The sequence below is a fragment of the Citrobacter tructae genome, assembly GCF_004684345.1.
In the GTDB taxonomy this organism is placed as follows: domain Bacteria; phylum Pseudomonadota; class Gammaproteobacteria; order Enterobacterales; family Enterobacteriaceae; genus Citrobacter; species Citrobacter tructae.
In genome coordinates this window covers 3,192,832-3,218,992 of the sequence record NZ_CP038469.1, presented here as the reverse complement: position 1 = coordinate 3,218,992, position 26,161 = coordinate 3,192,832, and the positions used below count along the sequence as shown (strand labels likewise).

The following is a 26,161-nucleotide window of genomic DNA, read 5'->3' as shown; positions in this document are numbered from 1 at the left end:
GAAAGGAATGGCGCGAAGTGTAGCACAGGGGAGGGAGGGGGATTATTGATGTGTGCGGGGTTGCCCCCGCACTTGTGTTACCTTAATTACTCTTCGTGGTCTTCCCACGCCAGGGCGCGTTTAACCGCTTTTTTCCAGCCGCTGTAACGGAAGTTACGTTCGGTTGTTTCGATGCCAGGGCGGAATTCACGCTCGATGACCGCTTTTTCCTGCAGCTCATCCAGGTTCTGCCAGAAACCGACGGCAAGCCCCGCCAGATACGCGGCACCCAGCGCGGTGACTTCGCGAACTTCCGGGCGTTCAACGCGGGTACCGAGGATGTCGGACTGGAACTGCATCAGGAAGTTGTTGGCGACCGCGCCGCCATCAACACGCAGCGCGTGCAGACGAATACCGGAGTCGGCCTGCATCGCTTCCAGTACGTCGCGGGTCTGGTAAGCGATAGACTCAAGCGTTGCACGGATGATGTGGTTGGAGTTTACGCCACGGGTCAGGCCGAAGATGGCGCCACGCGCATACGGGTCCCAATACGGCGCACCCAGACCGGTGAAGGCCGGAACCACGTACACACCGTTGGTATCCTTCACTTTGGTGGCGAAATATTCGGAGTCGAACGCATCGCTGATGAGTTTCATTTCATCACGCAGCCACTGGATGGATGCGCCAGCCATAAACACGGCCCCTTCCAGCGCGTAGTTCACTTCCCCGGTCGGGCCGCAGGCGATGGTGGTCAGCAGCCCGTTTTCAGACTTAACGGCTTTCTCACCGGTATTCATCAGCATGAAGCAGCCGGTACCGTAAGTGTTTTTCGCCATCCCTTCCTTCACGCACAGCTGGCCAAACAGCGCTGCCTGCTGGTCACCGGCGATACCGGAGATAGGAATACGTGTGCCGCCTTTACCGCCAATGTTGGTCTGACCGTAGACTTCAGAAGAACGACGCACTTCCGGCAGCATGGCACGCGGAACGTCCAGCGCGTCCAGCATTTTGTCGTCCCAGTCCAGAGTATGGATGTTGAACAGCATGGTACGTGAGGCGTTGGTGTAATCCGTCACGTGTACGCGCCCCTGGGTCATTTTCCAGATAAGCCAGGTGTCTACGGTACCGAACAGCAGTTCGCCGCGACGAGCGCGCTCACGCGAGCCTTCTACGTGGTCGAGGATCCACTTCACTTTGGTGCCAGAGAAGTACGGGTCAATGACCAGTCCGGTGTTGTTGCGGACGTATTCTTCCATGCCGTCGCGCTTGAGCTTCTCGCAAATATCCGCAGTACGACGGCACTGCCATACAATGGCGTTATAGATAGGTTTGCCGGTCTCGCGTTCCCAGACAATGGTGGTTTCACGCTGGTTGGTAATCCCGATCGCTGCAATTTCATCGGAACTGATATCGGCTTTCGCCAGCACTTCTACCAGCGTGGAGCTTTGGGTCGCCCAAATTTCCATTGGGTCGTGTTCTACCCAACCTGCTTTCGGATAGATTTGCTCGAATTCGCGTTGCGAAACGCTAACGATGTTCGCATCGTGGTCCATTACGACCGCGCGGGAGCTGGTGGTGCCCTGGTCGAGCGCAACGATATATTTTTTCTCAGTCATGATTTTTTTGTCCCGTAGTCACATTACAGCGAAGCTTTTTGTTGAGTGTTGGCCGCAGCGTCTTTCTCTTCAATCGCGCAGACATCGCACGGTAAATGACGACCAATCAGTTTGCGATATGCCCATGCGCCCAAAATTGCGCCGGTAATCGGGCCAAACACTGGTACCAGGAAGTAAGGGATATCGCGACCACCCGTGAAGGCAATCTCACCCCAACCAGCCATCCAGGCGAAGAGTTTCGGTCCAAAGTCACGTGCCGGATTCATCGCAAAACCGGTCAGAGGGCCCATGGAAGCACCAATAACGGCAATCAATAAGCCGATCAGCAGTGGTGCCAGCGGACCACGAGGTACACCGTTACCATCGTCAGTCAGCGCCAAAATCAGCCCCATTAGAATAGCGGTAATGACCATTTCAACCGCGAAGGCCTGCACAAAATTGATATGCGGGTTCGGATAGGTGGAGAAAGTGCCAGCCAGACCCAGGCTCTCTGTACTGCCGCGCACGATATGGTTGGTTTGTTCAAAGTCGATGAAAAGATTGTAATAAAGCCCGTAAACCAATGCCGCTGCGCAAAAGGCGCCGGCAATTTGCGAAATAATAAAAGGAACAACTTTGCGTTTATCAAAACAGGCGAACAGCCATAGTGCGATGGTTACCGCTGGATTCAGGTGTGCACCAGAAACACCTGCTGTCAGATAGATAGCCATCGCTACCCCCAGACCCCAGATGATACTGATTTCCCACTGACCAAAAGTAGCCCCAGCCACTTTGAGTGCAGCGACACATCCCACACCGAAGAAAATCAACAACCCGGTACCGAGGAATTCAGCAATGCACTGGCCTTTCAAGGTTGATGTTTGACTCATAATCGGATCCTGAAGAGAGATTAATGTTTATTGTGTGCGAGAAGGTCACTGACATCCCCGGAGCCCGGTAGGCACACTGTTAATTTATCGTTAACGAGCAAAAACGAGAAATATCGAAATTAAAATGTGTGTACTGCATCAACAAAATGAGCGTTTTCGCGCCACAACGAGGTATTTGTTATACATAATTAGTGTGAGCTGAATCATTTCATTAACCAATATGTTAACACTTTGGAGCTATAAGGGGTTTGTCGCCAGGACAAAGATTAAAAGTGTTGCAAACCGCAATCTACGCGGGATGCTGCTGGACAGCGATGGCGCGGCTTCATACAATCGGAGCTAAGTAGAGAACGCGCGTTTTTATTAAGGCGTCACCGGTTATCGGGACGAGGATTTTTATCCATCAACGCCTTGCAATTCAGGAGAGGTATGACGATGTCATTAGAAGTGTTTGAGAAACTGGAAGCAAAAGTACAGCAGGCGATTGATACCATCACGCTGTTGCAGATGGAAATCGAAGAGCTGAAAGAAAAGAACAACTCACTGTCGCAGGAAGTTCAGTCTGCACAGCAGCAGCGTGAAGAGCTGGAGCGTGAGAACAACAACCTGAAAGAACAGCAGAGCGGCTGGCAGGATCGTCTGCATGCGCTCTTGGGCCGTATGGAAGAAGTCTAATCCTCGTCATATTTCACGTTATGGCGGCGTTGGCTGCGTGCATTCACCCCAGTCACATAGTTTCCTATGTCCCTGGGGATTCATTTTCTTGCCGCCTTGCCCTGACGCGAAATCTATAGAGGAATTGAGTACCAGCATGTAGGCCGGATAAGGCGCAAGCCGTCATCCGGCAATATCGTAGCTTTATCGCGATACAACGTTAGTTTCAGGCATTCAAACCCCCGTCTACGTCCAGACCAGTGCCGGAAATCTGCCCAGCCGCTGGGCTTGCTAGAAACGTCACTGCCGCTGCAACATCCTCCGGTGTACCGTAATGCCCTGTCGCAATAAGCTGTCGTTGGGAGTCTGCCTGTTCGCCATCTGCTGGGTTCATATCACTGTCCGTTGGGCCGGGATGGACAAGGTTGACGGTAATACCCCGTGGGCCGAGATCACGAGCCAGGCCACGGGTTAGCGAGTTGAGCGCTGATTTAGTCATCGCGTAGACAGCAATCCCCGGCTGGGCGACACGGTTGGCAAGGCAACTGCCAATATTGATAATTCGCCCACCTTCAGGGAGATGCGGCAACGCGGCCTGTATGGCAACCACCACGCCACGGATATTCACGTTAATCAACGCATCGATGTCTTCCAGTGACAGAGACTCCAGCGGGCCGCCGCGTGCGATCCCTGCGTTGTTGACCAGAATATCTAATCCTCCTAGTGACTGTATCGTGTGATTTACGGCATTCTGAATAGCCTGAGCGTTTGCACTGTTTGCCTGAATAGCCTCGCCATGGCGGCCGAGTGCTGTAATTTCATTGGCAACGGCCTGGGCTTTCTCCGCAGATTTTTCATAGGTTATAACAACATCAGCACCGGCTTTCGCCAGCGACAGTGCAATAGCGCGCCCTAATCCACGACTGGCTCCGGTGACCAGCGCTTTTTTACCTGTCAGATCGATATGCATGATGACCCCGTGACGAGAGTGATGAGATTCATCATTAGGTATAGAGAGAGTTTTTTCTTCGTCAATGCGCTGAATGGGGGAATCGAAAGGGTGAAGTGGCAAAAAAGAGGATCTGGAGATTTCCAGAATCGAAGAAAATTGCCAGTCAGTTGTTTAACCGACTGGCATCACACCGAATTGCGGTATTTTCTTTACTCGATATCAAGCGGGTCTTCGGAGAGGATGATGCCAGTGTTGTCGGCGTACAGATGGTCGCCGGAGAAAAACGTCACGCCACCGAAGTTGACGCGCACATCGCTTTCCCCAATGCCTTCACCTGCGGCACCCACCGGAATAGCGGCAATCGCCTGAATACCGATGTCCAGTTCTTCCAGATCGTCTACCTGGCGTACTGAGCCGTAGATGACCAAACCTTCCCATTCATTCTGTACCGCCAGACGCGCCAGTTCGGCATCGACCAGCGCACGACGGACAGAACCGCCGCCATCGACCAGCAGAATGCGACCACGGCCATTTTGTTCGAGCAGATCATACAGCAACCCGTTGTCCTCGAAACATTTTACCGTGATGATTTGTCCGCCAAACGACGACCGTCCCCCAAAGTTAGAGAACAGTGGTTCCACGACGTTGACATCTTCCTGGTAGATGTCACAAAGCTCGGATGTATCGTATTTCATAGGCTCAACATTCAGTTGCTGCGAGAATTTTTAGTATATCGCGCTATGTGTACTGTTGGCAAAATCATCAATTGTTAATTGATATTTGTCAGTTAAACGGACCACTGGCTGAGGAAAATCCCAACAACAAACAGCAGGTTAGTTAACAGTGCCGCTTTCACGGTGCGTTCCAGCATCGGACGCATGGCCGCAGGATCCATTTCACGCATCACGTATCGCGCCTGCTTAATCAGTAGCGGAGCGGCGAGGATAAACAGCCATCCCCACAAGCTTTGCAGCGAAAACAGGTTAAACAGCGCCAGGCAGACCAGAGTACCCATCAGCAGACAAGCATGGTAACGACGCGCATTAACGGCGCCCAGACGCACTACCAGCGTGTTTTTGCCGTTCTCTTTGTCGCTATTGATATCGCGCAGGTTGTTAACGTTAAGCACGGCGGTAGCCAGCAGGCCGCAGGCGGTAGCTGGTAGGATCAGTGCGGGAATTAACGTATGCGCCTGCAGATACCAACTGCCCATAACGCTCAGCCAGCCGAAGAAGACCAGTACGGAAATATCACCGAGGCCAATGTAGCCATAAGGGCGATTGCCGACGGTATAGGTGATCGCGGCGATAATCGACAGGCCACCGAGCACCAGGAAGCCGACAAAATCAGCCATCGTGTGGCAGGCCACCGCCACCAGCGCCAGGCCAGACAGACAGATTAGGGCCACGGTAACAATCAGTGCGCGCTTCATCTGCTGTTGGGTGATGACCCCTTTTTGCATACCGCGCAGCGGTCCAATGCGGTCAGGCTTGTCGCTGCCTTTGACGGCGTCACCATAGTCGTTCGCGAGATTGGACAGGATTTGCAGCAGTCCTGCGGTGATCAATGCCAGCAGAGCCACCAACGGATCGAAATACCCTTGCCACCATGCTAATGCCGTACCGACGATGATCGCCGCGAAGGCGAGCGGTAAGGTCTTAGGTCGTAAACTTTCCAGCCAGGCTTGTGAGCGGCTAATTTGTTGTTGTTCAGTCATATTTAGCGCCAATAAAAATGGGGCTTTATCAGCCCCATCAACAGTGATGAAAATGCATTGAACGCGATTATAGGATAAAACGGCTCAGATCTTCATCTGCGACCAGCGCATCCAGATGTTTGCTCACATATTCGGCATCAATTGTGATGCTTTGGCCGTTCAAATCGCTCGCATCGTAGGAAATATCTTCCATCAGACGCTCAAGTACAGTGTGCAGACGACGGGCACCGATGTTTTCGGTGGTTTCGTTGACCTGCCAGGCGGCCTGAGCTATGCGCTTGATGCCATCTTCCGTGAACTCAATATTCACGCCCTCAGTCGCCATCAGCGCTTTGTACTGGACGGTGATGGAGGCGTTTGGTTCAGTCAGGATACGCTCAAAATCGCTGGTGGTCAGCGCCTGAAGCTCGACGCGAATCGGCAAACGACCCTGCAGCTCCGGGATCAGGTCGGACGGTTTCGCCACCTGGAACGCGCCAGAGGCGATAAACAGGATGTGATCGGTTTTCACCATGCCGTGCTTGGTGGAGACGGTGCAACCTTCAACCAGCGGCAGCAGGTCGCGCTGTACGCCTTCACGGGAAACGTCGGGGCCGGAGGATTCGCCGCGCTTACAGATTTTGTCGATTTCGTCGATAAACACGATCCCGTGCTGTTCAACGGCGTCGATGGCGTCTTGTTTCAGCTCTTCCGGGTTTACCAGCTTAGCCGCTTCTTCTTCAATCAACAGCTTCATGGCTTCTTTGATTTTCAGCTTACGCGGTTTTTGCTTCTGACCGCCCAGGTTCTGGAACATGGACTGCAGTTGGCTGGTCATCTCTTCCATGCCCGGAGGTGCCATGATTTCTACGCCCATCGGCGCGGCAGCGAGATCAATTTCGATCTCTTTATCATCCAGTTGGCCTTCACGCAGTTTTTTACGGAATGCCTGACGCGCAGCGGAAGGTTCCTGAGGCTGTTCAGACTGCCCCCAGTTATTTTTTGCCGGTGGGATCAGCACGTCGAGAATGCGCTCTTCCGCCATCTCTTCGGCGCGGAAGCGGTTTTTCTCGATCGCCTGAACGCGGACCATTTTGATGGCAGAATCGGTCAGATCGCGGATGATAGAGTCAACTTCTTTACCTACATAGCCGACTTCGGTGAATTTCGTGGCTTCAACTTTGATGAACGGTGCGTTGGCCAGTTTTGCCAGACGACGGGCGATTTCGGTTTTACCGACGCCGGTTGGGCCAATCATCAGAATGTTTTTTGGCGTGACTTCATGGCGCAGCTCTTCGTCGAGTTGCATGCGGCGCCAGCGGTTACGCAGGGCAATCGCCACGGAACGCTTGGCGTTATCCTGGCCGATGATGTGTTTGTTCAGTTCGCTGACAATTTCGCGTGGGGTCATTTCAGACATGGGGGATCCTTACGCTTTGGAGTTCAATTCTTCGATGGTATGGAAGTGGTTGGTATAAATGCAGATATCCCCTGCAATATCCAACGCTTTCTCAGCAATCTCGCGGGCGCCAAGCTCGGTATTTTCAAGCAGAGCACGTGCTGCAGCCTGGGCGTAGGGACCGCCGGAGCCGATGGCAATCAGATCGTTTTCTGGCTGAATGACATCGCCATTACCGGTGATGATGAGTGATGCAGTCTCATCGGCAACGGCCAGCAGCGCTTCGAGTTTGCGCAGCATACGGTCAGTACGCCAGTCCTTCGCCAGCTCAACGGCAGCTTTCACCAGGTGACCCTGATGCATTTCAAGTTTGCGTTCAAACAATTCAAACAGCGTGAATGCATCCGCAGTGCCGCCCGCAAAGCCCGCGATGACTTTGTCGTTGTACAGACGGCGGACTTTTTTCACGTTGCCTTTCATTACGGTGTTACCCAGTGTGGCCTGACCATCACCGGCGATTACCACATGGCCGTTACGGCGTACGCTTACTATTGTTGTCACGAGCAGACCCCTTGGTTACAAATGCAATGTACAGGCCCCACACAGTGTGCGGGGCGTAATGCAAGTATAGATGGGGGGGATTTTGGGGGTTTCAACCCCCGGTAGACAGTCGAATGCAGTTTGTGTGTCCCGCGACTTTCAAACGACTGATGGTGTTGTCGGCGTTTTCCTTGCCTTTAACCGGGCCAATGACCACGCGATTCCAGCCGTTGTTGGTCGTGATACGGGAGTTGAATCCCTCAAAGGCCAACTGCGCACGCACGGTTTCTGCCTGTTCAGCCCCTTTAAACGACCCGCACTGAACCATCCAGCGGCGCTCATCTTTTTTCTCAGCAGTCTGCTTCGGCACTTCGGTAATCGGTGCGGCCGGCTGCGTTTTCGGCTGAGTGGCAGCGGTATGCGCAGGCGTCTGCAGCAGATCCTGGTACGGCTGCTGGGCCGCCGGTTTGGGCTGCGTTTGACGAGGCTGCTGTACCGGTGCGGCTTGCACGGTACGTGTTTGCTGTTGCTGCTGCTGGTAAGGTTGTTCCGTTGCCCGAGGGCGTGGTTGCTGGGCCTGCTGCTGTGCGTTGGTCCACTGCTGTTGCTGCACCTGACGCTGACGCTGCAGCGTTTGCTGGCGTTGCTCAGGCGTTTGTTCATTCCACGGAACTTCGTTGAGCTGTGTGGGCTGCTGACGCATATCAGCCTGCATCTGCGCCAGCAACTGGCGCTGCTCATTAGTCAGCTGATCGGCATTCAGCACTTCGCCGCCAGCAGAGGGTTCGGTTGGCGCACGCACGCCTGGCTGGCGGCTTTCCAGCTCTTTGATGTATCGCCAGCGCTCTTCCGGCTTCGGTGGGATGCCATTGCCGGTCACTTTCTGGTTTTGCAGCGTCTCGGACTCTTCTTTCTTGTGATGCGTAATGAAGTACAGACCACCGATAAAGGTCACGAGTACGGCTGCTGCAATAGCGACCATCGCGGGTGAAACCGCGGATGTACTGCGTTGCTTATTCCGTGAAGTGCTCTTTTTGCGCCGCGAAGGTGCCGGTTGGCCGCGACGTACATAATCTCGTTGTGCCACTATCGTTTCGCTGTATTTATTCGTTCGTCAGCCCGCCATGTTACTTAAGCGGCGGGCCTTTGACCAGACAGGGGAGTCCGAAAGCGCTTTACTTTACGTCAGCGCCCGGGTCGTGCCCCGAATAATGAGCTCACAGTCCAGTAAACGTGAACCACTGCTGACGCTCTGCCCCTGTAATTGATCGAGCAGTAACAGCATAGCTTCGCGCCCGATATCGAAACGCGGCTGTGCGACGGTTGTCAGGGGTGGATCACAAAATTCCGTCAGTGAAATGTTATCAAAGCCAATAATCGACAGGTCATCAGGCACTTTTAAGCCCTGGCGTTTGGCCCAGGAGAGTGCGCCCAGTGCCATGACATCGCTGTGACAAAAGACGGCGGTCGGCGGGTGCGGTAGCTCAAGCAGCTGTTTTAGCGCGTTAGCCCCCGCTTCATAGGTAAAATCACCGCGTGCGATAAAATGCGGGTCGACCGTAATCCCGCTGCGGCGTAACGCCTGAACGTACCCTTGCAGACGGTAGTGGCACAGCGGCATATCCTCTGGCCCGGCGATACAACCGATGCGTTTATGCCCCAGCTCCAGCAGATAGTTCATCGCGTTAAAGGCGGCGGTGAGGTTATCAATGTGAACGGTGGGCAGTTCCAGTTCTGGCGCGAATTCGTTGGACATCACCATCGGCGGTAAATTGCGCTGCTCTTCTACGCTGGCATCAAACGGCAAACGTGAGCTGAGTAGCACCATGCCGTCGATCTGCTTGGTAATAATGAGGTTAAGAAAGGTCTTTTCCTGCTGGTTCTGGTGCGCGCAATCGCCGATCAGCACCAGATAACCCTGCTCGGCGGCGGTGACTTCTATACCGCGAATAACTTCGCTAAAAAAGGGATCGCAAATATCCGGGACGATGACCAGGATAGTGCGTGATTCATTACGCTTAACGTTGCGACCCATCGATTGCGGTAAATATCCCACTTCAAGGGCGGCTTGCTCAACCCGGCTACGGGTGGACTGAGAGACTTTGTCTGGATTCATTAATGCACGGGAGACGGTTGCCGTGGAGACTTTCGCCTTCAGGGCAACATCTTTCATCGTCGCGGCAGTGACCTGCTTGTTCGGTTTCACTCTTTCTCCTCGCCAGGGCGCTGCTGGTGCAGACTTGTCCCTGGGTAACCTTCATCTGAAATATTTTTATCAGATCGTGAATAGAAGCAGTTACAGAATTTTCATAAAAAGTGTGATGGATATTTAATTTTACGATCCGCCTCGCATCATGAGGGGTTATCCCTCTATGGGATCGACATCCAGCACCCATTTGACCTTGCGTGCATCGGGTAGCGTATTAATCAACGTCAGCGTACCGCTGACGATATGCTGCAGGCGAATACGCGACGGATGTTGCAATAATATTTGCCAACGATAGCGGCCACCACGTTTAGGGGCCAGAGCCGGAACCGGACCTAATACCCACAGCTTCTCGTCAGCCAGCGGGCTGGCCTGGATCAGATTGCGTAGCTGCTGTAAAAACAGCGGCGCCTGCTGATTGTTGTGATCTTCTGCCCGCACGATGACGTGGCTGGTCCACGGCGGAAGCTGCAACGTTTGCCGTTCGGCAAGCGCCTGCTCGGCAAAGGCGTCGTAGCCTTTATGCAATAAGGTTTGCAGCAAAGGATGTTCAGGGTGATGCGTCTGCAGTACCACTTCGCCCTGTTTCCCGGCACGTCCTGCGCGCCCGGATACTTGGGTGTAGAGCTGGGCGAAGCGTTCTGCGGAACGGAAGTCGGCGGAGAATAATGCCCCGTCCACATCCAGCAGCGCCACCAGCGTGACGTCCGGAAAGTGGTGACCTTTCGCCAGCATTTGCGTGCCGATCAGGATGCGTGCGCCGCCGCGATGGACTTCCGCCAGATGCTGTTCCAGCGCCCCTTTGCGGCTGGTGGTATCGCGATCGATTCGTGAAATCGGCACGCCGGGGAAGAACGGCGCTAAGGCCTGTTCGAGCTGCTCGGTACCGAGCCCCACTGGCACCATGTGTGTAGAGCCGCAGGACGGGCATTGACGCGGTATCGGGCGCTGGCTGTCGCAGTGGTGGCAGCGCAGATGATGCTGCGCCTGATGCAGGGTGTAGTAGTGATCGCAGCGCGGACATTCGGCAATCCAGCCGCAGTCGTGGCACAGCAATGCTGGGGCAAAACCCCGGCGATTAAGAAACAGGATCACCTGGTTATCGGCCTGCAAATGCTGGCGCATGCGGGCGATCAGCGCCGGGGCTAGTCCTGCCTGTATCTGCTGACCTTTTAAATCCAGTACGTGCTGTGTCGCGGGGCGTGCGTTTCCGGCACGGCGTGTCAGGCGCAGCATGCGGTATTTTTTTTGCCTTACGTTGCACAACGTTTCCAGTGCTGGTGTTGCCGAACCCAGAATTATCGGGATCTGCTCGCTGTGCGCGCGATAAACCGCCAGGTCGCGGGCGTGATAGCGCCAGCCTTCCTGTTGTTTATAGGAGCTGTCGTGCTCCTCATCGATGACAATCACGCCGAGATTTTTAAACGGCGTAAACAGCGATGAGCGTGTACCGATGACAATTGCCGCCTCACCATTTTTCGCTTTCAGCCATGCGGAAAGACGCTCGCTGTCATTTAAACCGGAGTGCAGAACTTCGACCGGGGCATTGAAGCGTTCGCGAAAGCGGGCGATGGTTTGCGGTGTCAGGCCAATCTCCGGCACCATCACCAGAGCCTGCTTGCCCTGAGAGAGAACATTTTCCAGCACGCTTAAATAGACTTCCGTTTTACCGGAGCCGGTCACACCGGCGAGCAACCAAGCGCTAAAACAGTCTGATGCGCTATGAATCGCGCCCACCGCAGTGGCCTGTTCGGTATTGAGCCGCAGGCGTTCGCCAGAAACGGCATAATGCGTACGCCAGTCGCTGAAACCTGGTGTTTCGCTCGCCAGATCGCACAGACCTTTTTTACGTAGCGCCTGCAATGCGGCGTCGTTAAATTCAAGGTCTGCCACCCGATCACGCCAGATTTTTCCCTGTCGCAGCGCTGCCAGGGCTTGCTGCTGTTTTGGCGATCGTTTCAGGCTGTTGAGGTCAGTGGCCTGGCCGTCTTCGGTAGCAAACCAGTACCACATTGGCGCATTGGTGGCGGGTCTGCCCTGACGCAGCAGAATTGGCAGGGCGTGAAACAGCACGTCACCAATGGGGTGGTGGTAATAATCAGCAGCCCACAGCAGCAAGCGCCAGACGGAGGTCGAATAGACCGGCTCGCTGTCCAGTACCTCGATGACTGCCTTTAATTCGTTGATCGGCAGTTCGCTGTGCTCGCTGATCGACAGGACAATACCGACGCGTTCCTGCTGTTTGCCAAAGGGTACACGTACGCGACACCCGGCTTTGGCGCTCATACCTTCCGGCAAGAGGTAGTCAAAGGTGCGGGGTAGCGGGACGGGTAAGGCAACGTGAGCAACGGGCATTGAATCATCCTGACTTGAATTCTGGCGGGTTAGTATACACATTAGTGGGGAGCGGAATGCGGATCAGTTTGCATGAGCAGGCTAATTTCTGTATGATTCGCCGCCTTTGATGCAAATTGATTGCGTCAAAACTATACTATTAACATCGCGTGGTGTCTGGCGTTAGGGCTGGAAGAGCGACGCGGCCTTAACTGAGGTTCTCCCATGAAAAAAGATATTCATCCGAAATACGAAGAAATTACTGCAAACTGCTCTTGCGGTAACGTCATGAAAATCCGCTCTACCGTTGGTCACGATCTGAACCTCGACGTGTGCGGTAAATGCCACCCGTTCTATACTGGCAAACAGCGTGATGTTGCTACCGGTGGCCGTGTTGACCGCTTCAACAAGCGTTTCAGCGTACCGGGTACCAGCAAATAAGTTTTTTGCTGTCAGAAAAAAGCGCCTTACGGCGCTTTTTTTGTGTCTGGCGTTTAGTACTCCCACGTCTCCGGGTCGATCCCCAGCTCACGCATAATTACCTTGGCCTCTTCCGGGATTTCATCACTGCGCTCTTTACGCAGATCGTCATCGTTGGGTAACGGTTGCCCAGTAAAGGCATGCAGAAACGCTTCACACAGCAGCTCGCTGTTGGTGGCGTGGCGCAGGTTGTTCACCTGACGACGCGTGCGTTCATCGGTAAGGATCTTTAACACCTTCAGAGGAATGGAAACCGTAATTTTTTTGACTTGCTCACTCTTCTTACCGTGCTCAGCGTATGGGCTGATATATTCGCCGCTCCATTCAGCCATGAGATACATAATCCTCTTTGTCATTAAAATTGAGGCCAGAACCTGAGCCCGGACCATAATTGTGCGTAGTTTATCGTAGTGGCGTGGCCCTGACACGAAGTTAGCCGACGCAGATGTACGCTAATGCATATAATTTTAACGGCTATTTCGAGTTTGCTCAATCTATACGCAAAGAAGTTTAGATGTCCAGATGTATTGACGGCTATTGTAACAATGATTACTCTGGGGTCTGACTATTCACCAGATCAGCCAGGATCTCCTCAATATGACGCGTAAACAGGCCACCATCGCAGTGCGTAGCGGATTAAATGACGACGAGCAGTACGGTTGTGTTGTCCCGCCGATTCACCTTTCCAGTACCTATAATTTCACCGGTTTCAACGAGCCTCGTGCCCATGACTATTCACGCCGCGGTAACCCGACGCGTGATGTTGTCCAGCGCGCGCTGGCGGAGCTGGAAGGCGGAGCGGGCGCGGTGCTAACCAATACTGGCATGTCTGCGATTCATCTGGTGACCACGGTGTTTCTGAAGCCGGGCGATTTGCTGGTGGCACCGCACGATTGTTACGGCGGCAGCTATCGCCTGTTTGACAGTCTGGCGAAGCGTGGGTGTTATCGCGTGCTGTTTGTCGATCAGGGCAATGAAGAGGCGCTGAAAGCCGCATTGGCGGAAAAACCGAAGCTGGTGCTGGTGGAAAGCCCAAGCAATCCGCTGTTACGCGTGGTCGATATTGCGAAAATCTGCCAGCTGACGCGTGAGGCTGGCGCGGTCAGCGTCGTCGACAACACTTTTTTAAGCCCGGCACTGCAAAATCCACTGGCATTGGGCGCCGATCTGGTGTTGCATTCATGCACGAAATATTTAAATGGTCACTCAGACGTTGTGGCTGGCGTGGTGATTGCAAAAGATCCGGAAATGGTCACTGAGCTGGCATGGTGGGCGAATAATATTGGCGTTACCGGCGGCGCATTTGATAGTTATCTGCTGTTGCGTGGTCTGCGTACTCTGTCACCCCGTATGGAAGTGGCACAACGTAATGCTCAGGCGATTGTCGACTTTTTGCAAACCCAGCCGCTGGTGAAAAAACTGTATCACCCGTCACTGCCGGATAATCAAGGGCATGAGATTGCCGCGCGCCAGCAAAAAGGCTTCGGCGCGATGTTAAGTTTTGAACTGGATGGCGATGAGCAAACGCTGCGCAACTTCCTTGGCGGGTTATCATTGTTTACGCTGGCGGAATCGTTAGGGGGCGTTGAAAGTCTGATCTCCCACGCCGCAACCATGACACACGCGGGGATGGCGCCAGAAGCGCGTGCTGCTGCCGGCATTTCTGAGACGCTGCTGCGTATCTCCACCGGTATTGAAGATGGCGAAGATTTAATTGCCGACCTGGAAAATGGCTTCCGGGCTGCAAACAAGGGGTAAACATGAGTGTGATTGCGCAGGCAGGGGCGAAGGGTCGTCAACTGCACAAATTTGGTGGTAGCAGTCTGGCAGACGTGAAATGCTATTTGCGTGTCGCAGGTATTATGGCGGAGTACTCGCAGCCTGACGACATGATGGTTGTTTCCGCTGCAGGCAGTACCACTAACCAGTTGATTAGTTGGTTGAAATTAAGCCAGACCGATCGTCTCTCTGCGCATCAGGTTCAGCAGGCGTTGCGTCGCTATCAGAGCGAGCTTATTAGTGGTCTGTTACCGCCAGAGGTAGCTGATGGGCTGGTAGGCGCGTTTATCAACGATCTGGAGCGCCTGGCCGGTTTACTCGACAGCGGCGTCAACGATGCGGTCTACGCCGAAGTGGTGGGGCATGGCGAAGTGTGGTCGGCGCGTCTGATGTCTGCCGTCCTTAACCAGCAGGGACTGGAATCCACCTGGCTGGATGCGCGTGAGTTTTTGCGTGCGGAACGCGGTGCTCAACCGCAGGTGGATGAAGGCCTTTCATATCCCTTACTGCAACAGTTGCTGGCGCAGCATCCGGGTAAACGTCTGGTGGTGACCGGATTTATTAGCCGCAGCAACGCAGGCGAAACGGTACTACTGGGGCGCAACGGCTCTGACTACTCGGCGACCCAGGTTGGCGCGCTGGCAGGTGTTTCCCGCGTAACCATCTGGAGCGACGTTGCCGGGGTATACAGCGCTGACCCGCGTAAAGTGAAAGATGCGTGTCTGCTGCCGCTGCTGCGCCTTGATGAAGCCAGTGAGTTGGCGCGTCTGGCGGCACCGGTTCTCCACGCTCGCACCTTACAGCCGGTTTCCGGTAGTGATATCGACCTCCAGTTACGCTGCAGCTACACGCCGGATCAGGGGTCGACGCGCATTGAACGCGTACTGGCTTCCGGTACCGGGGCGCGTATTGTAACCAGCCACGACGACGTCTGCCTGATTGAGTTTCAGGTTCCTGCCAGCCAGGACTTTAAGCTGGCACATAAGGATATCGACCAGATCCTGAAGCGTGCACAGGTGCGTCCACTGGCGGTGGGCGTGCATCCTGACCGCCAGTTACTGCAATTTTGCTACACCTCCGAAGTTGCCGACGGCGCGCTGAAAATTCTTGATGAAGCAGGCTTGCCGGGCGAGTTGCGTTTGCGTCAGGGCCTGGCGCTGGTGGCGATGGTCGGTGCTGGCGTGACGCGTAACCCGCTGCACTGCCACCGTTTCTGGCAACAACTGAAGGGCCAGCCGGTTGAGTTTACCTGGCAGTCGGAAGAGGGCATTAGCCTGGTCGCCGTGCTGCGTACTGGCCCGACCGAAAGCTTGATCCAGGGTCTGCACCAGTCAATCTTCCGCGCTGAAAAACGCATCGGTCTGGTGCTGTTTGGCAAGGGGAATATCGGTTCGCGTTGGCTGGAGCTGTTTGCCCGTGAGCAGAGTACGCTTTCTGCGCGCACCGGTTTTGAATTTGTGCTGGCAGGCGTGGTGGATAGCCGCCGTAGCCTGTTGAACTACGAAGGGCTGGATGCCAGCCGCGCGCTGGCCTTCTTTGATGACGAAGCAGTGGAGCAGGATGAAGAATCCCTGTTTTTGTGGATGCGCGCCCACCCGTATGATGATTTAGTCGTGCTGGACGTAACCGCCAGCGAGCAACTGGCGGATCAGTACCTGGATTTCGCCAGCCACGGTTTTCACGTAATTAGTGCCAATAAACTGGCGGGAGCTAGCACCAGTAATAAATATCGCCAAATTCACGATGCCTTCGAGAAAACGGGTCGCCACTGGTTGTATAACGCCACCGTGGGTGCCGGATTGCCGATCAACCATACCGTGCGCGATCTGATTGACAGTGGAGACACCATTTTATCGATCAGCGGGATCTTCTCCGGCACGTTGTCGTGGTTGTTCCTGCAATTTGATGGTTCTGTCCCGTTCACCGATCTGGTGGATCAGGCGTGGCAGCAGGGTCTGACTGAACCTGACCCGCGCGTGGATCTTTCTGGTAAAGATGTGATGCGCAAGCTGGTGATTCTGGCGCGTGAGGCGGGATACGATATCGAACCAGATCAGGTACGCGTGGAGTCACTGGTGCCTGCGCACTGTGAAGAAGGCTCCATTGACCATTTCTTTGAAAATGGCGATGAGCTGAATGAGCAGATGGTTCAGCGCCTGGAGGCCGCCCGTGAAATGGGGCTGGTGCTACGCTACGTGGCGCGTTTTGACGCTAATGGTAAAGCACGTGTTGGGGTTGAAGCGGTACGTCCGGAGCACCCGCTGGCGGCGCTGCTGCCGTGCGATAACGTGTTCGCCATTGAAAGCCGCTGGTACCGCGACAACCCGCTGGTGATCCGTGGGCCAGGCGCTGGTCGTGACGTCACAGCCGGGGCTATTCAGTCCGATATCAACCGTCTGGCTCAGTTGTTGTAATCTTTGTTGCCGGGTGGCTCCTTCGCTATCCGGCATCTTTACTGTTTCGCAAACACCTCTTTTGCGGCGAACAACCCGTTCAGTGCAGCGGGAAAACCTGCATATACTGCCATTTGCATAATCACTTCAACGATCTCATCCTGCGTTAAACCCACGTGTAATGCCGCGCCAATATGCACTTTTAACTGTGGTGTGGCGTTGCCCAGCGCAGTTAATGCCGCGACGGTAGCTATTTCTCTACTACGTAAATCCAGCCCCGGTCTTGAATAGATGTCGCCAAAAGGAAATTCCAGCAGGTAGCGGGCGAAGTCAGGTGCAATATCTTTCAGGCTCTCGACGACGGCCTTGCCCCCTTTACCATCCACTTTTTGCAACATCTCCTGACCCATAATAAAGCGTTCTGAAGGCATCATTTCTTCCTCATGTGTGTGGTCTGTGGCGTGAGGATAGAGCGCGCGGAATGATTGGGATAATACCGTTTCCGTGATACCTTTTCGGTATGACAACATCGCCATTACACTCTCTGGATATTCGTCTGCTGCGTTACTTTGCCGTAGTGGCGGAAGAGAACAATATGAGTCGAGCGGCGCAGCGTTTGTTTATGTCGCAGCCACCGCTGAGTCGCCACATTCGCCAGCTTGAAGATCGCCTGGGGGTGATACTTTTTGTCCGTCATACCAAAGGGCTGACGCTCACGGATGAAGGGGCGCGCGTACTGGAGATTATCCGCCCGCTGCTGGCACAGCAGGATGAAACCTATGCGGCATTGAGCAAGCTTGGGCAAACCGGTACACAGTCGCTGCGCTTTGGGCTGACTACTGCGTTTGAGCAGGGGGTTTTTGCTGCGCTTGAGTCACAGCTTAATACGCGTGTACAGAAGCCACATATTGTCCGCCATAGTTCGCCTGAACTGGCGCGCCAGGTGCGTCGGGGAAAGCTTGATGCAGCGCTGGTGGCGCTACCGCTTGAGACCACGGGGCTTAGCGTCATGTCTGTCGGTTGGCAAGAATCGATGATCGCCGCCTTACCCGCAATCTGGCCAGAGGCGGCGCTGTCGTCACTCTCGTTAACGGCGTTGAACCACCGACTACTGTTCTGGTTCAAACGCGAACGTAACCCCGCTTTTTTTGATTACACCCGACACATTTTTTGTCGTGCTGGTTACTCTCCTGCTTGTATTGAAGAGCCGCTGGAACATGACGTGCTGTTGGCACGGATCGCGCAGGGTGACGGTCTGAGCCTGCTTCCTGCCTCCTTTTCCGCTATCCAACGTCAGGGGGTGATTTTCCTTCCGCTTACCGATACTGAATTGTGTATTAGCACGGGGTTGCTGATGCTGCCTGAGAACGTAACAAAACTAGAGTGGTTGCAGACGGTCGTGATGCAATCCCTCATCATTTTAGGCTGATGTGAATTTTTTTCACGTTGACTGAGTATTCCTCACCTTTAACGATGATTTTTGTGTTGACGCCAGCATGCTTTTCCGTCATTTTTACATCTAGACGTCTAAACGTATAGCAGTTCACAACACAACATATAACGACAAAAGATTGATGAGGTAAGGTATGAGCTTTTTTCACGCCAACCAGCGGGAAGCCCTGAATCAGAGCCTGGCTGAAGTTGCCGGTCAGATTAACGTTTCGTTTGAGTTTTTCCCGCCGCGCACCAGTGAAATGGAGCAAACCCTGTGGAACTCCATCGATCGCCTGAGCAGTCTGAAACCGAAGTTTGTTTCAGTAACTTACGGTGCAAATTCGGGTGAGCGCGACCGCACGCACAGCATCATTAAAGGCATTAAGGATCGTACCGGCCTTGAAGCGGCCCCGCACCTGACCTGTATTGATGCCACTCGCGATGAACTGCGTACTATTGCTCAGGATTACTGGAATAACGGTATTCGCCATATTGTTGCCCTGCGTGGTGACCTGCCGCCAGGCGGCGGTAAGCCGGATATGTACGCCGCCGATCTGGTGGCCTTGCTGAAAGATGTTGCTGATTTTGATATTTCGGTCGCGGCATACCCAGAAGTGCATCCAGAAGCCAAAAGTGCCCAGGCCGATCTGCTCAACCTGAAGCGTAAAGTCGATGCTGGTGCGAACCGTGCAATCACCCAGTTCTTTTTTGATGTGGAAAGTTACCTGCGTTTTCGCGATCGCTGTGTGTCTGCGGGAATTGATGTGGAAATCATTCCAGGCATCCTGCCAGTTTCAAACTTTAAGCAGGCGAAAAAATTTGCCGACATGACTAACGTTCGCATTCCGGCATGGATGTCGACAATGTTTGATGGCCTGGACGATGATGCGGAAACCCGCAAGCTGGTGGGCGCGAATATCGCTATGGATATGGTGAAGATTTTAAGTCGTGAAGGGGTGAAAGATTTCCACTTCTATACCCTTAACCGCGCCGAAATGAGCTACGCTATTTGTCACACACTGGGTGTAAGACCTAACTAAACAGATGCCCCAGCCCTCTACGGAGGGCTTTTTATTGATCATTTTGATCTACATCTCTGTAACGTAAAATATAAAAGGAATTAGCTATCGAATCTGTGGGTTATTTCGACTATATCTTATCTCTGGTGGTGTATATCGTAGTCAGAACACTGTAAAGGGAGCATATAGATGAGCATGTCCGACGATAGCCAAAACGCATCAACTGCCGGTAAGTGTCCTTTCCATCAGGGCGGGCCCGATCATAGCGCGGGAGCAGGAAGAAATAACCGCGACTGGTGGCCGAATCAACTCCGTGTAGATCTTCTGAACCAACATTCGAACCGTTCGAACCCATTGGGTGAGGACTTCGACTACCGCAAAGAATTTAGCAAACTCGATTATTCTGCCCTGAAAGGGGATCTCAGAGCCCTTCTGTCCGAATCTCAACCGTGGTGGCCCGCTGACTGGGGCACGTATGCCGGTTTATTTATCCGTATGGCATGGCACGGCGCAGGGACCTATCGCTCTATTGATGGGCGCGGTGGCGCAGGTCGCGGACAGCAGCGTTTTGCACCACTGAACTCCTGGCCGGACAACGTGAGCCTTGATAAAGCGCGCCGTCTGTTGTGGCCTGTTAAGCAAAAATATGGTCAGAAAATTTCCTGGGCCGACCTGTTTATCCTCGCGGGTAACGTGGCGCTGGAAAACTCCGGTTTCCGTACCTTCGGTTTTGGTGCTGGTCGTGAAGACGTATGGGAACCGGATCTCGACGTAAACTGGGGTGACGAAAAAGCCTGGTTAACGCACCGCCACCCTGAAGAGCTGGCGAAAGCCCCGCTGGGTGCGACTGAGATGGGGCTTATCTATGTGAACCCGGAAGGGCCGGACCATAGCGGCGAACCCCTTTCTGCGGCGGCAGCGATTCGTGCCACCTTCGGCAACATGGGAATGAACGACGAAGAAACCGTGGCGCTGATTGGCGGCGGGCATACGTTGGGCAAAACCCATGGCGCAGGTCCTGCATCACACGTCGGTCCCGATCCAGAATCGGCACCGATTGAAGCACAAGGCTTAGGTTGGGCCAGCAGCTACGGTAGCGGTGTTGGCGCAGACAACATTACCTCCGGTCTGGAAGTGGTCTGGACACAGACACCGACCCAATGGAGCAACTATTTCTTCGAGAACCTGTTCAAATTTGAATGGGTACAGACCCGCAGCCCGGCCGGAGCTATCCAGTTTGAAGCGGTCGATGCCCCTGAAATTATTCCGGATCCGTTCGATCCGTCGAAAAAACGTAAGCCGACGATGCTGGTCACTGACCTGACGTTGCGCTTTGATCCTGAGTTCGAGAAGATCTCCCGTCGCTTCCTCAACGACCCGCAGGCCTTCAATGAAGCCTTCGCTCGCGCGTGGTTTAAACTGACGCACAGGGATATGGGGCCAAAATCACGTTACATTGGCCCAGAAGTCCCACAGGAAGATCTGATTTGGCAAGATCCGCTGCCGCATCCGTTCTTCAACCCGAGCGAGGAAGATATTCTTAACCTGAAAGCGACCATTGCGGCTTCCGGGCTTTCTGTCGGTGAACTGGTGTCGGTGGCATGGGCTTCTGCATCAACGTTCCGTGGTGGCGACAAACGCGGCGGTGCGAACGGTGCGCGTCTGGCGCTGGACCCGCAACGCGGCTGGGATGTGAATGCTACTGCAGCCCGCGTTCTGCCAGTGCTGGAAGGTATTTATAAATCTGCGCATACCGCTTCGTTGGCCGATATTATCGTGCTGGCCGGCGTCGTAGGTGTGGAGAAGGCGGCAAGCGCGGCGGGTGTCAGCATCAATGTACCTTTTGCGCCAGGTCGTGTGGATGCGCGTCAGGATCAAACCGATATTGAGATGTTTGAACTGCTCAAGCCGATTGCTGATGGTTTCCGTAATTACCGTTCCCGCCCAGACGTGTCGACCACTGAGTCGCTGCTGATCGATAAAGCCCAACAGCTGACGTTAACCCCGCCGGAAATGACCGTGCTGGTGGGCGGCATGCGCGTGCTGGGAACCAACTTCGATGGCAGCCAGCATGGCGTCTTTACCGATCGTCCGGGCGTGCTCAGCACCGACTTCTTTGTCAATCTGCTGGATATGCGTCACGAATGGAAAGCGGTTGATGAGTCACAGGAGCTGTTTGAAGGCCGCGACCGTCTGAGCGGCGAAGTGAAATACACGGCAACCCGCGCCGACTTGGTGTTTGGTTCTAACTCGGTACTGCGTGCAGTGGCTGAAGTTTATGCCAGCAGCGATGCTCACGAGAAGTTCGTGAAGGACTTTGTCGCGGCATGGGTGAAAGTGATGAATCTGGATCGTTTCGATCTGCTGTAAAGAAAAAGGCCGGATGGTGCTCACGCTTCTCCGGCCCGGCATACAAAAAAATCCCCGCTATCGCGGGGATTTTTATTGGTTGCTTATTCCCACTCTTGCAGGAATCGCTGACCGTACTGATCCGCGACCAGCAGCGCGGCATAAACCTGGTCCGGCGTGGCGCCACCGGGCATGTTATGAATAGTTTCGCCTTCGGCACAGGCCGCTTCGGCCACAATGCGCATTTTGGCTGGAATGTCCTGCTTGATGTCCAGTTGAGCAAGGGTGATCGGCAGACCAACGGAATGGCACAGAGCTGCGGCGGTTTCAATTTCTTCGACTGGCGCGTTTTCCAGTACTAACTGCGTTAACGTACCGAACGCCACTTTTTCACCGTGATAGTAGTGATGTGCGTCCGGAATTGCCGTCAGGCCGTTATGGATAGCGTGCGCGGCTGCCAGACCACCGCTTTCAAAACCGACGCCACTCAGATAGGTGTTGGCTTCAATGACACGCTCCAGCGCCGGAGTGACCACATGTTGCTCTGCGGCCAGCATGGCTTTCTCACCCTCTTCAAGCAGCGTGTTGTAGCACAGCTCAGCCAATGCCAGTGCAGCCTGAGTACATTGACCACCCGCCATGGTGGTTGCACCGCTACGTGAACAGGCGCGGGCTTCAAACCAGGTCGCCAGCGCGTCGCCGATGCCTGCCGCTAACAGACGCGCAGGTGCACCTGCCACGATTTTAGTATCGACAATGACCCTGTCCGGGTTGTTAGGTAGCAGCAGATAGCGGTCAAATTCGCCCGCATCGGTGTAAATTACCGACAGCGCACTGCATGGGGCATCGGTAGAGGCAATTGTTGGCGCAATGGCGACCGGTACACCCATAAAGTGAGCCAGCGCTTTGGCGGTATCCAGCGTTTTACCGCCGCCAATACCGAGTACCGCGCCGCACTGCGCTTTTTCTGCCATGCCGCGCAGACGGTCAATTTCATTCTGTGAACATTCGCCCCCAAACGGAGCGATTTCCAGTGACAACCCTGCATCCTGGAAGCTTTTTTCCAAGGCGGGTTGCGCAAAACCTAAAACAAATTTGTCTCCAACGACCAGCCAGCGTTCAGCCAGCGGTTTGAGATAGCAGCCAAGACGAGTAATAACATCGGCACCCTGGATGTATTTACCCGGTGATTGAATAATGTGATCCATACGTTATCTCCTTAAAGAGTGATACGACCAAATGCGTTGTTCCAGTCCTGCTCAAACTTCTCTATAGCTGACTCTACCGCAGGGGTATTGAGCATTTGTTGCGCTACATCTAATGGCAGAGTGATTGCTTCACATCCAGCCAGTAAGCAATCCAGCGCCTGGCGTGGTGTTTTAAAGCTGGCTGCCAGCACCATACTGTTTGGTGCATGCAGTTCCAGCAATGTTTGCAACTCCTGTACCGTACGGATACCGTCACCGCCCTGGGCGTCAATGCGGTTCACATAAGGCGCGACATATTTTGCCCCTGCCAGCGCGGCCAGTAGCCCTTGCGCCGCGCTGTACACGGCAGTGCCTAAAGTTGTAATCCCTTCTTTTTTCAATAGTTTGATAGCTGCCAGGCCTTCGACGGTGACTGGGATTTTCACCACGATACCCGGCACAGCGTGGCTCAGGCGCTTAGCCTCTTCCACCATGCCCTGCGCATCGCGACTCATGGTCTGAGCGAACAGGATGCCCTCTTTGCCGATAGCGTCTTGCAGACGCGGCAGCACATCCCAGATGGACTCTTTACTTGCCGCCACGATGCTCGGGTTGGTGGTGACGCCAGCAATAGGAAAGATGCGTGCCAGACGTTTGACTTCAGTTACGTTGGCGGTATCCAGATACAGTTCCATATAAATACCCTCTTAAAGTTCAAGCTCGTGTTGCAGCAGGCTGGCGATAGCATCGGCAGATTCAGCGTTAACCAGCGCGTTACGGAATTCTTCGTGCATAATGCGGCGCGCCAGACGCGAGAAAATACGCATATGCTGGTCGCCCGCGGCGTGTTTGTTGAGCGTCAGCATGATGATGAATTGTGCATCATCATCGCCCCAGCGTACCGGCGCTTTCAGGCGCGCTACGCTGATGGTCGACTGCTCAATATGTTCAGATTTGCTGTGCGGAATGGCGAAGCTAAAACCTAATCCGGTAGAGAAAACTGCCTCGCGTGCCCACAGATCGGCCTCTAGCTTACGCGGGTAGCGGCAGCGACCTGCCAGCAACAGGTTGTCGGTCATCCCTTTGATGACTTCTTCTTTGCTGCGCCAGTCGCTATCCAGAGCGATGCATTGTGCGGTAACCAGCGGAGCATCTTGTTGAGCCATCCGGAACTGGGCCAGCAGATGCTCCACTTCCAGCGAAGTGCGACAGGCCATCGCCTGATTCAGTAACTGGCGGCAGGCGCGGCTGTCGAGTTGCGCCATCCTCGCTTTGGCGGCGGGAATGGATGGCGCGCTCATGCTGATTTCATCTAATCCCAGGCCGACCAGCAGTGGTAGTACCGATCCTTTAGCACCAAGCTCACCGCACAGGCCAATCCATTTACCTTGACGATGTACCGCCTGTACCGCGTAATCCAGTGCGCGCAGGAAGGCTGGATTTAGGCTGTTGTAGTGACGGGTGACTTTCGCGTTGTCGCGATCGACCGCCAGCAGATACTGGGTCAGGTCATTGCTACCAATACTAAAGAAATCAATCTCCTCACAGCACTGGTCGATGATGAACATCACCGAAGGGACTTCCAGCATGATGCCGAACGGGATTTTCTCATCAAACGGGACATGCTCGTTACGCAACTGCTGTTTAGCTTCTGCCAGTTTCTCTTTCACCCACAGGATCTCTTCCATCGACGAGATCATCGGGATCATGATTTTCAGGCTACCGTGCGCTGAAGCGCGGAGGATCGCCCGCAGTTGCGTGGTAAACAGGGCGACGTATTCTTCATAAATACGCACGGCGCGATAGCCAAGGAATGGGTTGGCTTCGGCAGGAATATTCAGATAATCAACGGGTTTATCACCGCCGATATCCATGGTGCGCACAATAATGCTGCGACCCGCTGCGGATTCCAGCGCCTGACAAAAAATATTGTACAGTTCGCTCTCGCCGGGGGCGCTGGTTCTGTCCATATACAGCATTTCTGTGCGAAACAGGCCGACCGCTTCCGCGCCGTTGCCAAAAGCCGCCTGCGCTTCCACCGAATGAGCGATGTTGGCGGCGACTTCCATGCGAATTCCATCTGCGGTGCGCGCTTCTTGCGTCAGCCAGATCCGCTGCTGTTCGCGCAGCGCGTCTTGTACGCGGGCTTCCTGCTGATAATAACGCGCCACCGCCTCATCTGGTGCCACCACCACCGCGCCTGCATTTCCATCGATATAAACGGTCTGGCTTAACCATGGGGTTAACGCCTCAACCTCCACGCCAACCAGAGTCGGGATGTTAAATGAACGGGCGAGAATAACGGTATGAGATGTGTTGCCGCCGCTTTTTAACAGCAAGCCTTTGAGGAGCGTTTTATCCAGCTCAAGAAACTGGCTTGGTGTGAGTTCGTCAACCATACAGACCGTTGGCTGCGTCAGTTTGCCGGGGGCCGGGAAGCGCTGCTCGCCGTAAATCAGTTGAAGCAATTGGAAGCAGACGTCGCGCACGTCCAGCGCGCGTTCCTGCAGATAGCTGCTGCTGGATCGGGCAAATTCTTCGCAGAAGTGATTGGCGCTTTCAACAACAGCCTCAGCGCAGCTCAACCCCCGCGAGACACCCGCCAGCAGGTGTTGGCGTAAGGATGTATCGCCCGCCAGTGAGCGGTGTGCTTCCAGAATTGCGCTGGTGGCGCCGTCGCTGTCCAGTAAACGAAACTCGATGCTTTTCATCAACAGCATTAAGCCGTTATCCAGTGCAGACTGCTCTGCTTCCGGACCTTTGGCGGCGGGAAGTACTCCGAGCGCATTGAGATCGAGAGAAGAGAGCAGCGTCAGCACGCCGCCAGCGCAGCCGTTGCAAACAGCACGGGCGCGAAATAACTGCGGATTCAGGTTGGTGAGCGAAGCCGGAAGCGGCTCCATTTCGTTGTTTTTGACCTCCGCCAGCGGGGCGTCGCACAGCGGAAACTCCTCTCGCAGCCACTGGCTCAGACGCTGATGCGCAACCTGCTCATCCGCGCCGGAAATCAGCAACTGGCAGTTGTCGCCTGTCAGCGTGTCGGTGCCAATCAGCGCCAGCGCGCTTTTGGCGTTGCCCTTACGGTCAGAGCGCAGGTTATGCCACTCAATATGCGAGGTAAACGTATTGCACAGTGTTTCAACGTGGCTTGCCGGGCGTGCATGTACGCCATTCGGTAGCTCACAGGTAAATTCCACAATCAGGGCCATGGCCTCTCTCCCATAAAGGTTTCTTGTTTACAGGATAAAAGGGCAATGCCCGCGCGTGCCATGTGA

At 54.4% G+C, this 26,161-nt stretch carries 22 protein-coding genes; 7 read left to right on the top strand and 15 right to left on the bottom strand.

The features are described from left to right. Positions 1–86: 86 nt before the first annotated feature. A complete protein-coding gene (gene glpK / locus E4Z61_RS16080; protein WP_135323634.1) occupies positions 87–1,595 on the bottom strand; it encodes a glycerol kinase GlpK in 1,509 nt (502 codons plus the stop codon). A gap of 23 nt (positions 1,596–1,618) precedes the next feature. Then, positions 1,619–2,464 (bottom strand): MIP/aquaporin family protein, encoded by an 846-nt coding sequence (locus tag E4Z61_RS16075; protein WP_032490558.1) that lies wholly within the window; start codon positions 2,462–2,464, stop codon positions 1,619–1,621. A gap of 429 nt (positions 2,465–2,893) precedes the next feature. Here E4Z61_RS16075 and zapB point away from each other — a divergent pair, with 429 nt between their 5' ends. After that, a complete protein-coding gene (gene zapB, locus E4Z61_RS16070) occupies positions 2,894–3,139 on the top strand; it encodes a septal ring assembly protein ZapB (RefSeq protein WP_006686209.1) in 246 nt (81 codons plus the stop codon). 205 nt (positions 3,140–3,344) lie between these two features. On the opposite strand, the gene E4Z61_RS16065 is transcribed toward zapB, so the two are convergent. The 8 genes from E4Z61_RS16065 to priA all read right to left on the bottom strand — a co-directional run bounded on the left by E4Z61_RS16065 (position 3,345) and on the right by priA (position 12,266). Next, complete coding sequence (locus tag E4Z61_RS16065; protein ID WP_046493430.1) at positions 3,345–4,088, bottom strand: SDR family NAD(P)-dependent oxidoreductase; 744 nt, start codon at positions 4,086–4,088, stop codon at positions 3,345–3,347. 191 nt (positions 4,089–4,279) lie between these two features. Continuing rightward, positions 4,280–4,765 (bottom strand): ribonuclease E activity regulator RraA, encoded by a 486-nt coding sequence (gene rraA, locus E4Z61_RS16060; protein WP_003028798.1) that lies wholly within the window; start codon positions 4,763–4,765, stop codon positions 4,280–4,282. Positions 4,766–4,857: 92 nt separating this feature from the next. Then, positions 4,858–5,787 (bottom strand): 1,4-dihydroxy-2-naphthoate polyprenyltransferase, encoded by a 930-nt coding sequence (gene menA / locus E4Z61_RS16055; RefSeq protein WP_135323633.1) that lies wholly within the window; start codon positions 5,785–5,787, stop codon positions 4,858–4,860. A gap of 67 nt (positions 5,788–5,854) precedes the next feature. Then, positions 5,855–7,186 carry an HslU--HslV peptidase ATPase subunit gene (hslU, locus tag E4Z61_RS16050; protein ID WP_135323632.1) on the bottom strand — a complete coding sequence of 444 codons (1,332 nt, stop codon included), beginning with the start codon at positions 7,184–7,186 and terminating at the stop codon, positions 5,855–5,857. 9 nt (positions 7,187–7,195) lie between these two features. Beyond that, positions 7,196–7,726, bottom strand: coding sequence for an ATP-dependent protease subunit HslV (gene hslV, locus E4Z61_RS16045; RefSeq protein WP_003028805.1), 531 nt, complete (start codon positions 7,724–7,726; stop codon positions 7,196–7,198). A 91-nt stretch (positions 7,727–7,817) separates the two neighbouring features. After that, on the bottom strand, positions 7,818–8,792 hold the full coding sequence (gene ftsN, locus E4Z61_RS16040; protein ID WP_135323631.1) for a cell division protein FtsN: 975 nt from the start codon (positions 8,790–8,792) through the stop codon (positions 7,818–7,820). A gap of 93 nt (positions 8,793–8,885) precedes the next feature. Continuing rightward, positions 8,886–9,911 (bottom strand): DNA-binding transcriptional regulator CytR, encoded by a 1,026-nt coding sequence (gene cytR / locus E4Z61_RS16030; RefSeq protein ID WP_135323629.1) that lies wholly within the window; start codon positions 9,909–9,911, stop codon positions 8,886–8,888. A gap of 156 nt (positions 9,912–10,067) precedes the next feature. Further along, positions 10,068–12,266, bottom strand: coding sequence for a primosomal protein N' (gene priA / locus E4Z61_RS16025; protein WP_135323628.1), 2,199 nt, complete (start codon positions 12,264–12,266; stop codon positions 10,068–10,070). Between the two features lie 204 nt (positions 12,267–12,470). On the opposite strand from priA, the gene rpmE reads away from it, so the two are divergent. After that, positions 12,471–12,686, top strand: a complete 216-nt coding sequence (rpmE, locus tag E4Z61_RS16020) for a 50S ribosomal protein L31 (protein WP_096758811.1) — start codon at positions 12,471–12,473, stop codon at positions 12,684–12,686. A gap of 53 nt (positions 12,687–12,739) precedes the next feature. Here rpmE and metJ read toward each other — a convergent pair whose 3' ends face one another. Continuing rightward, positions 12,740–13,057 (bottom strand): met regulon transcriptional regulator MetJ, encoded by a 318-nt coding sequence (gene metJ / locus E4Z61_RS16015; RefSeq protein WP_003862042.1) that lies wholly within the window; start codon positions 13,055–13,057, stop codon positions 12,740–12,742. Between the two features lie 265 nt (positions 13,058–13,322). Here metJ and metB point away from each other — a divergent pair, with 265 nt between their 5' ends. Then, a complete protein-coding gene (gene metB, locus E4Z61_RS16010) occupies positions 13,323–14,483 on the top strand; it encodes a cystathionine gamma-synthase (protein WP_135323627.1) in 1,161 nt (386 codons plus the stop codon). A 2-nt stretch (positions 14,484–14,485) separates the two neighbouring features. Then, complete coding sequence (gene metL, locus E4Z61_RS16005; RefSeq protein ID WP_135323626.1) at positions 14,486–16,918, top strand: bifunctional aspartate kinase/homoserine dehydrogenase II; 2,433 nt, start codon at positions 14,486–14,488, stop codon at positions 16,916–16,918. 38 nt (positions 16,919–16,956) lie between these two features. Here the strand turns inward: metL and E4Z61_RS16000 are convergent, their stop codons facing one another. Then, a complete protein-coding gene (locus E4Z61_RS16000; RefSeq protein ID WP_135324953.1) occupies positions 16,957–17,328 on the bottom strand; it encodes a carboxymuconolactone decarboxylase family protein in 372 nt (123 codons plus the stop codon). 89 nt (positions 17,329–17,417) lie between these two features. Here E4Z61_RS16000 and E4Z61_RS15995 point away from each other — a divergent pair, with 89 nt between their 5' ends. From E4Z61_RS15995 to katG, 3 genes are all read left to right on the top strand, one after another. Further along, positions 17,418–18,326, top strand: a complete 909-nt coding sequence (locus E4Z61_RS15995) for a LysR family transcriptional regulator (RefSeq protein ID WP_135323625.1) — start codon at positions 17,418–17,420, stop codon at positions 18,324–18,326. Positions 18,327–18,483: 157 nt separating this feature from the next. Beyond that, on the top strand, positions 18,484–19,371 hold the full coding sequence (gene metF / locus E4Z61_RS15985) for a methylenetetrahydrofolate reductase (RefSeq protein ID WP_135323623.1): 888 nt from the start codon (positions 18,484–18,486) through the stop codon (positions 19,369–19,371). Positions 19,372–19,539: 168 nt separating this feature from the next. Further along, a complete protein-coding gene (gene katG / locus E4Z61_RS15980) occupies positions 19,540–21,720 on the top strand; it encodes a catalase/peroxidase HPI (RefSeq protein ID WP_135323622.1) in 2,181 nt (726 codons plus the stop codon). Positions 21,721–21,803: 83 nt separating this feature from the next. Here the strand turns inward: katG and gldA are convergent, their stop codons facing one another. The 3 genes from gldA to ptsP are packed head-to-tail and all read right to left on the bottom strand — an operon-like array spanning position 21,804 to position 26,095. Then, positions 21,804–22,907 (bottom strand): bifunctional L-1,2-propanediol dehydrogenase/glycerol dehydrogenase, encoded by a 1,104-nt coding sequence (gene gldA / locus E4Z61_RS15975; protein ID WP_135323621.1) that lies wholly within the window; start codon positions 22,905–22,907, stop codon positions 21,804–21,806. An 11-nt stretch (positions 22,908–22,918) separates the two neighbouring features. Further along, on the bottom strand, positions 22,919–23,581 hold the full coding sequence (fsa, locus tag E4Z61_RS15970; protein WP_135323620.1) for a fructose-6-phosphate aldolase: 663 nt from the start codon (positions 23,579–23,581) through the stop codon (positions 22,919–22,921). A gap of 12 nt (positions 23,582–23,593) precedes the next feature. After that, positions 23,594–26,095 (bottom strand): phosphoenolpyruvate--protein phosphotransferase, encoded by a 2,502-nt coding sequence (ptsP, locus tag E4Z61_RS15965; protein ID WP_135323619.1) that lies wholly within the window; start codon positions 26,093–26,095, stop codon positions 23,594–23,596. Positions 26,096–26,161: the final 66 nt, after the last annotated feature.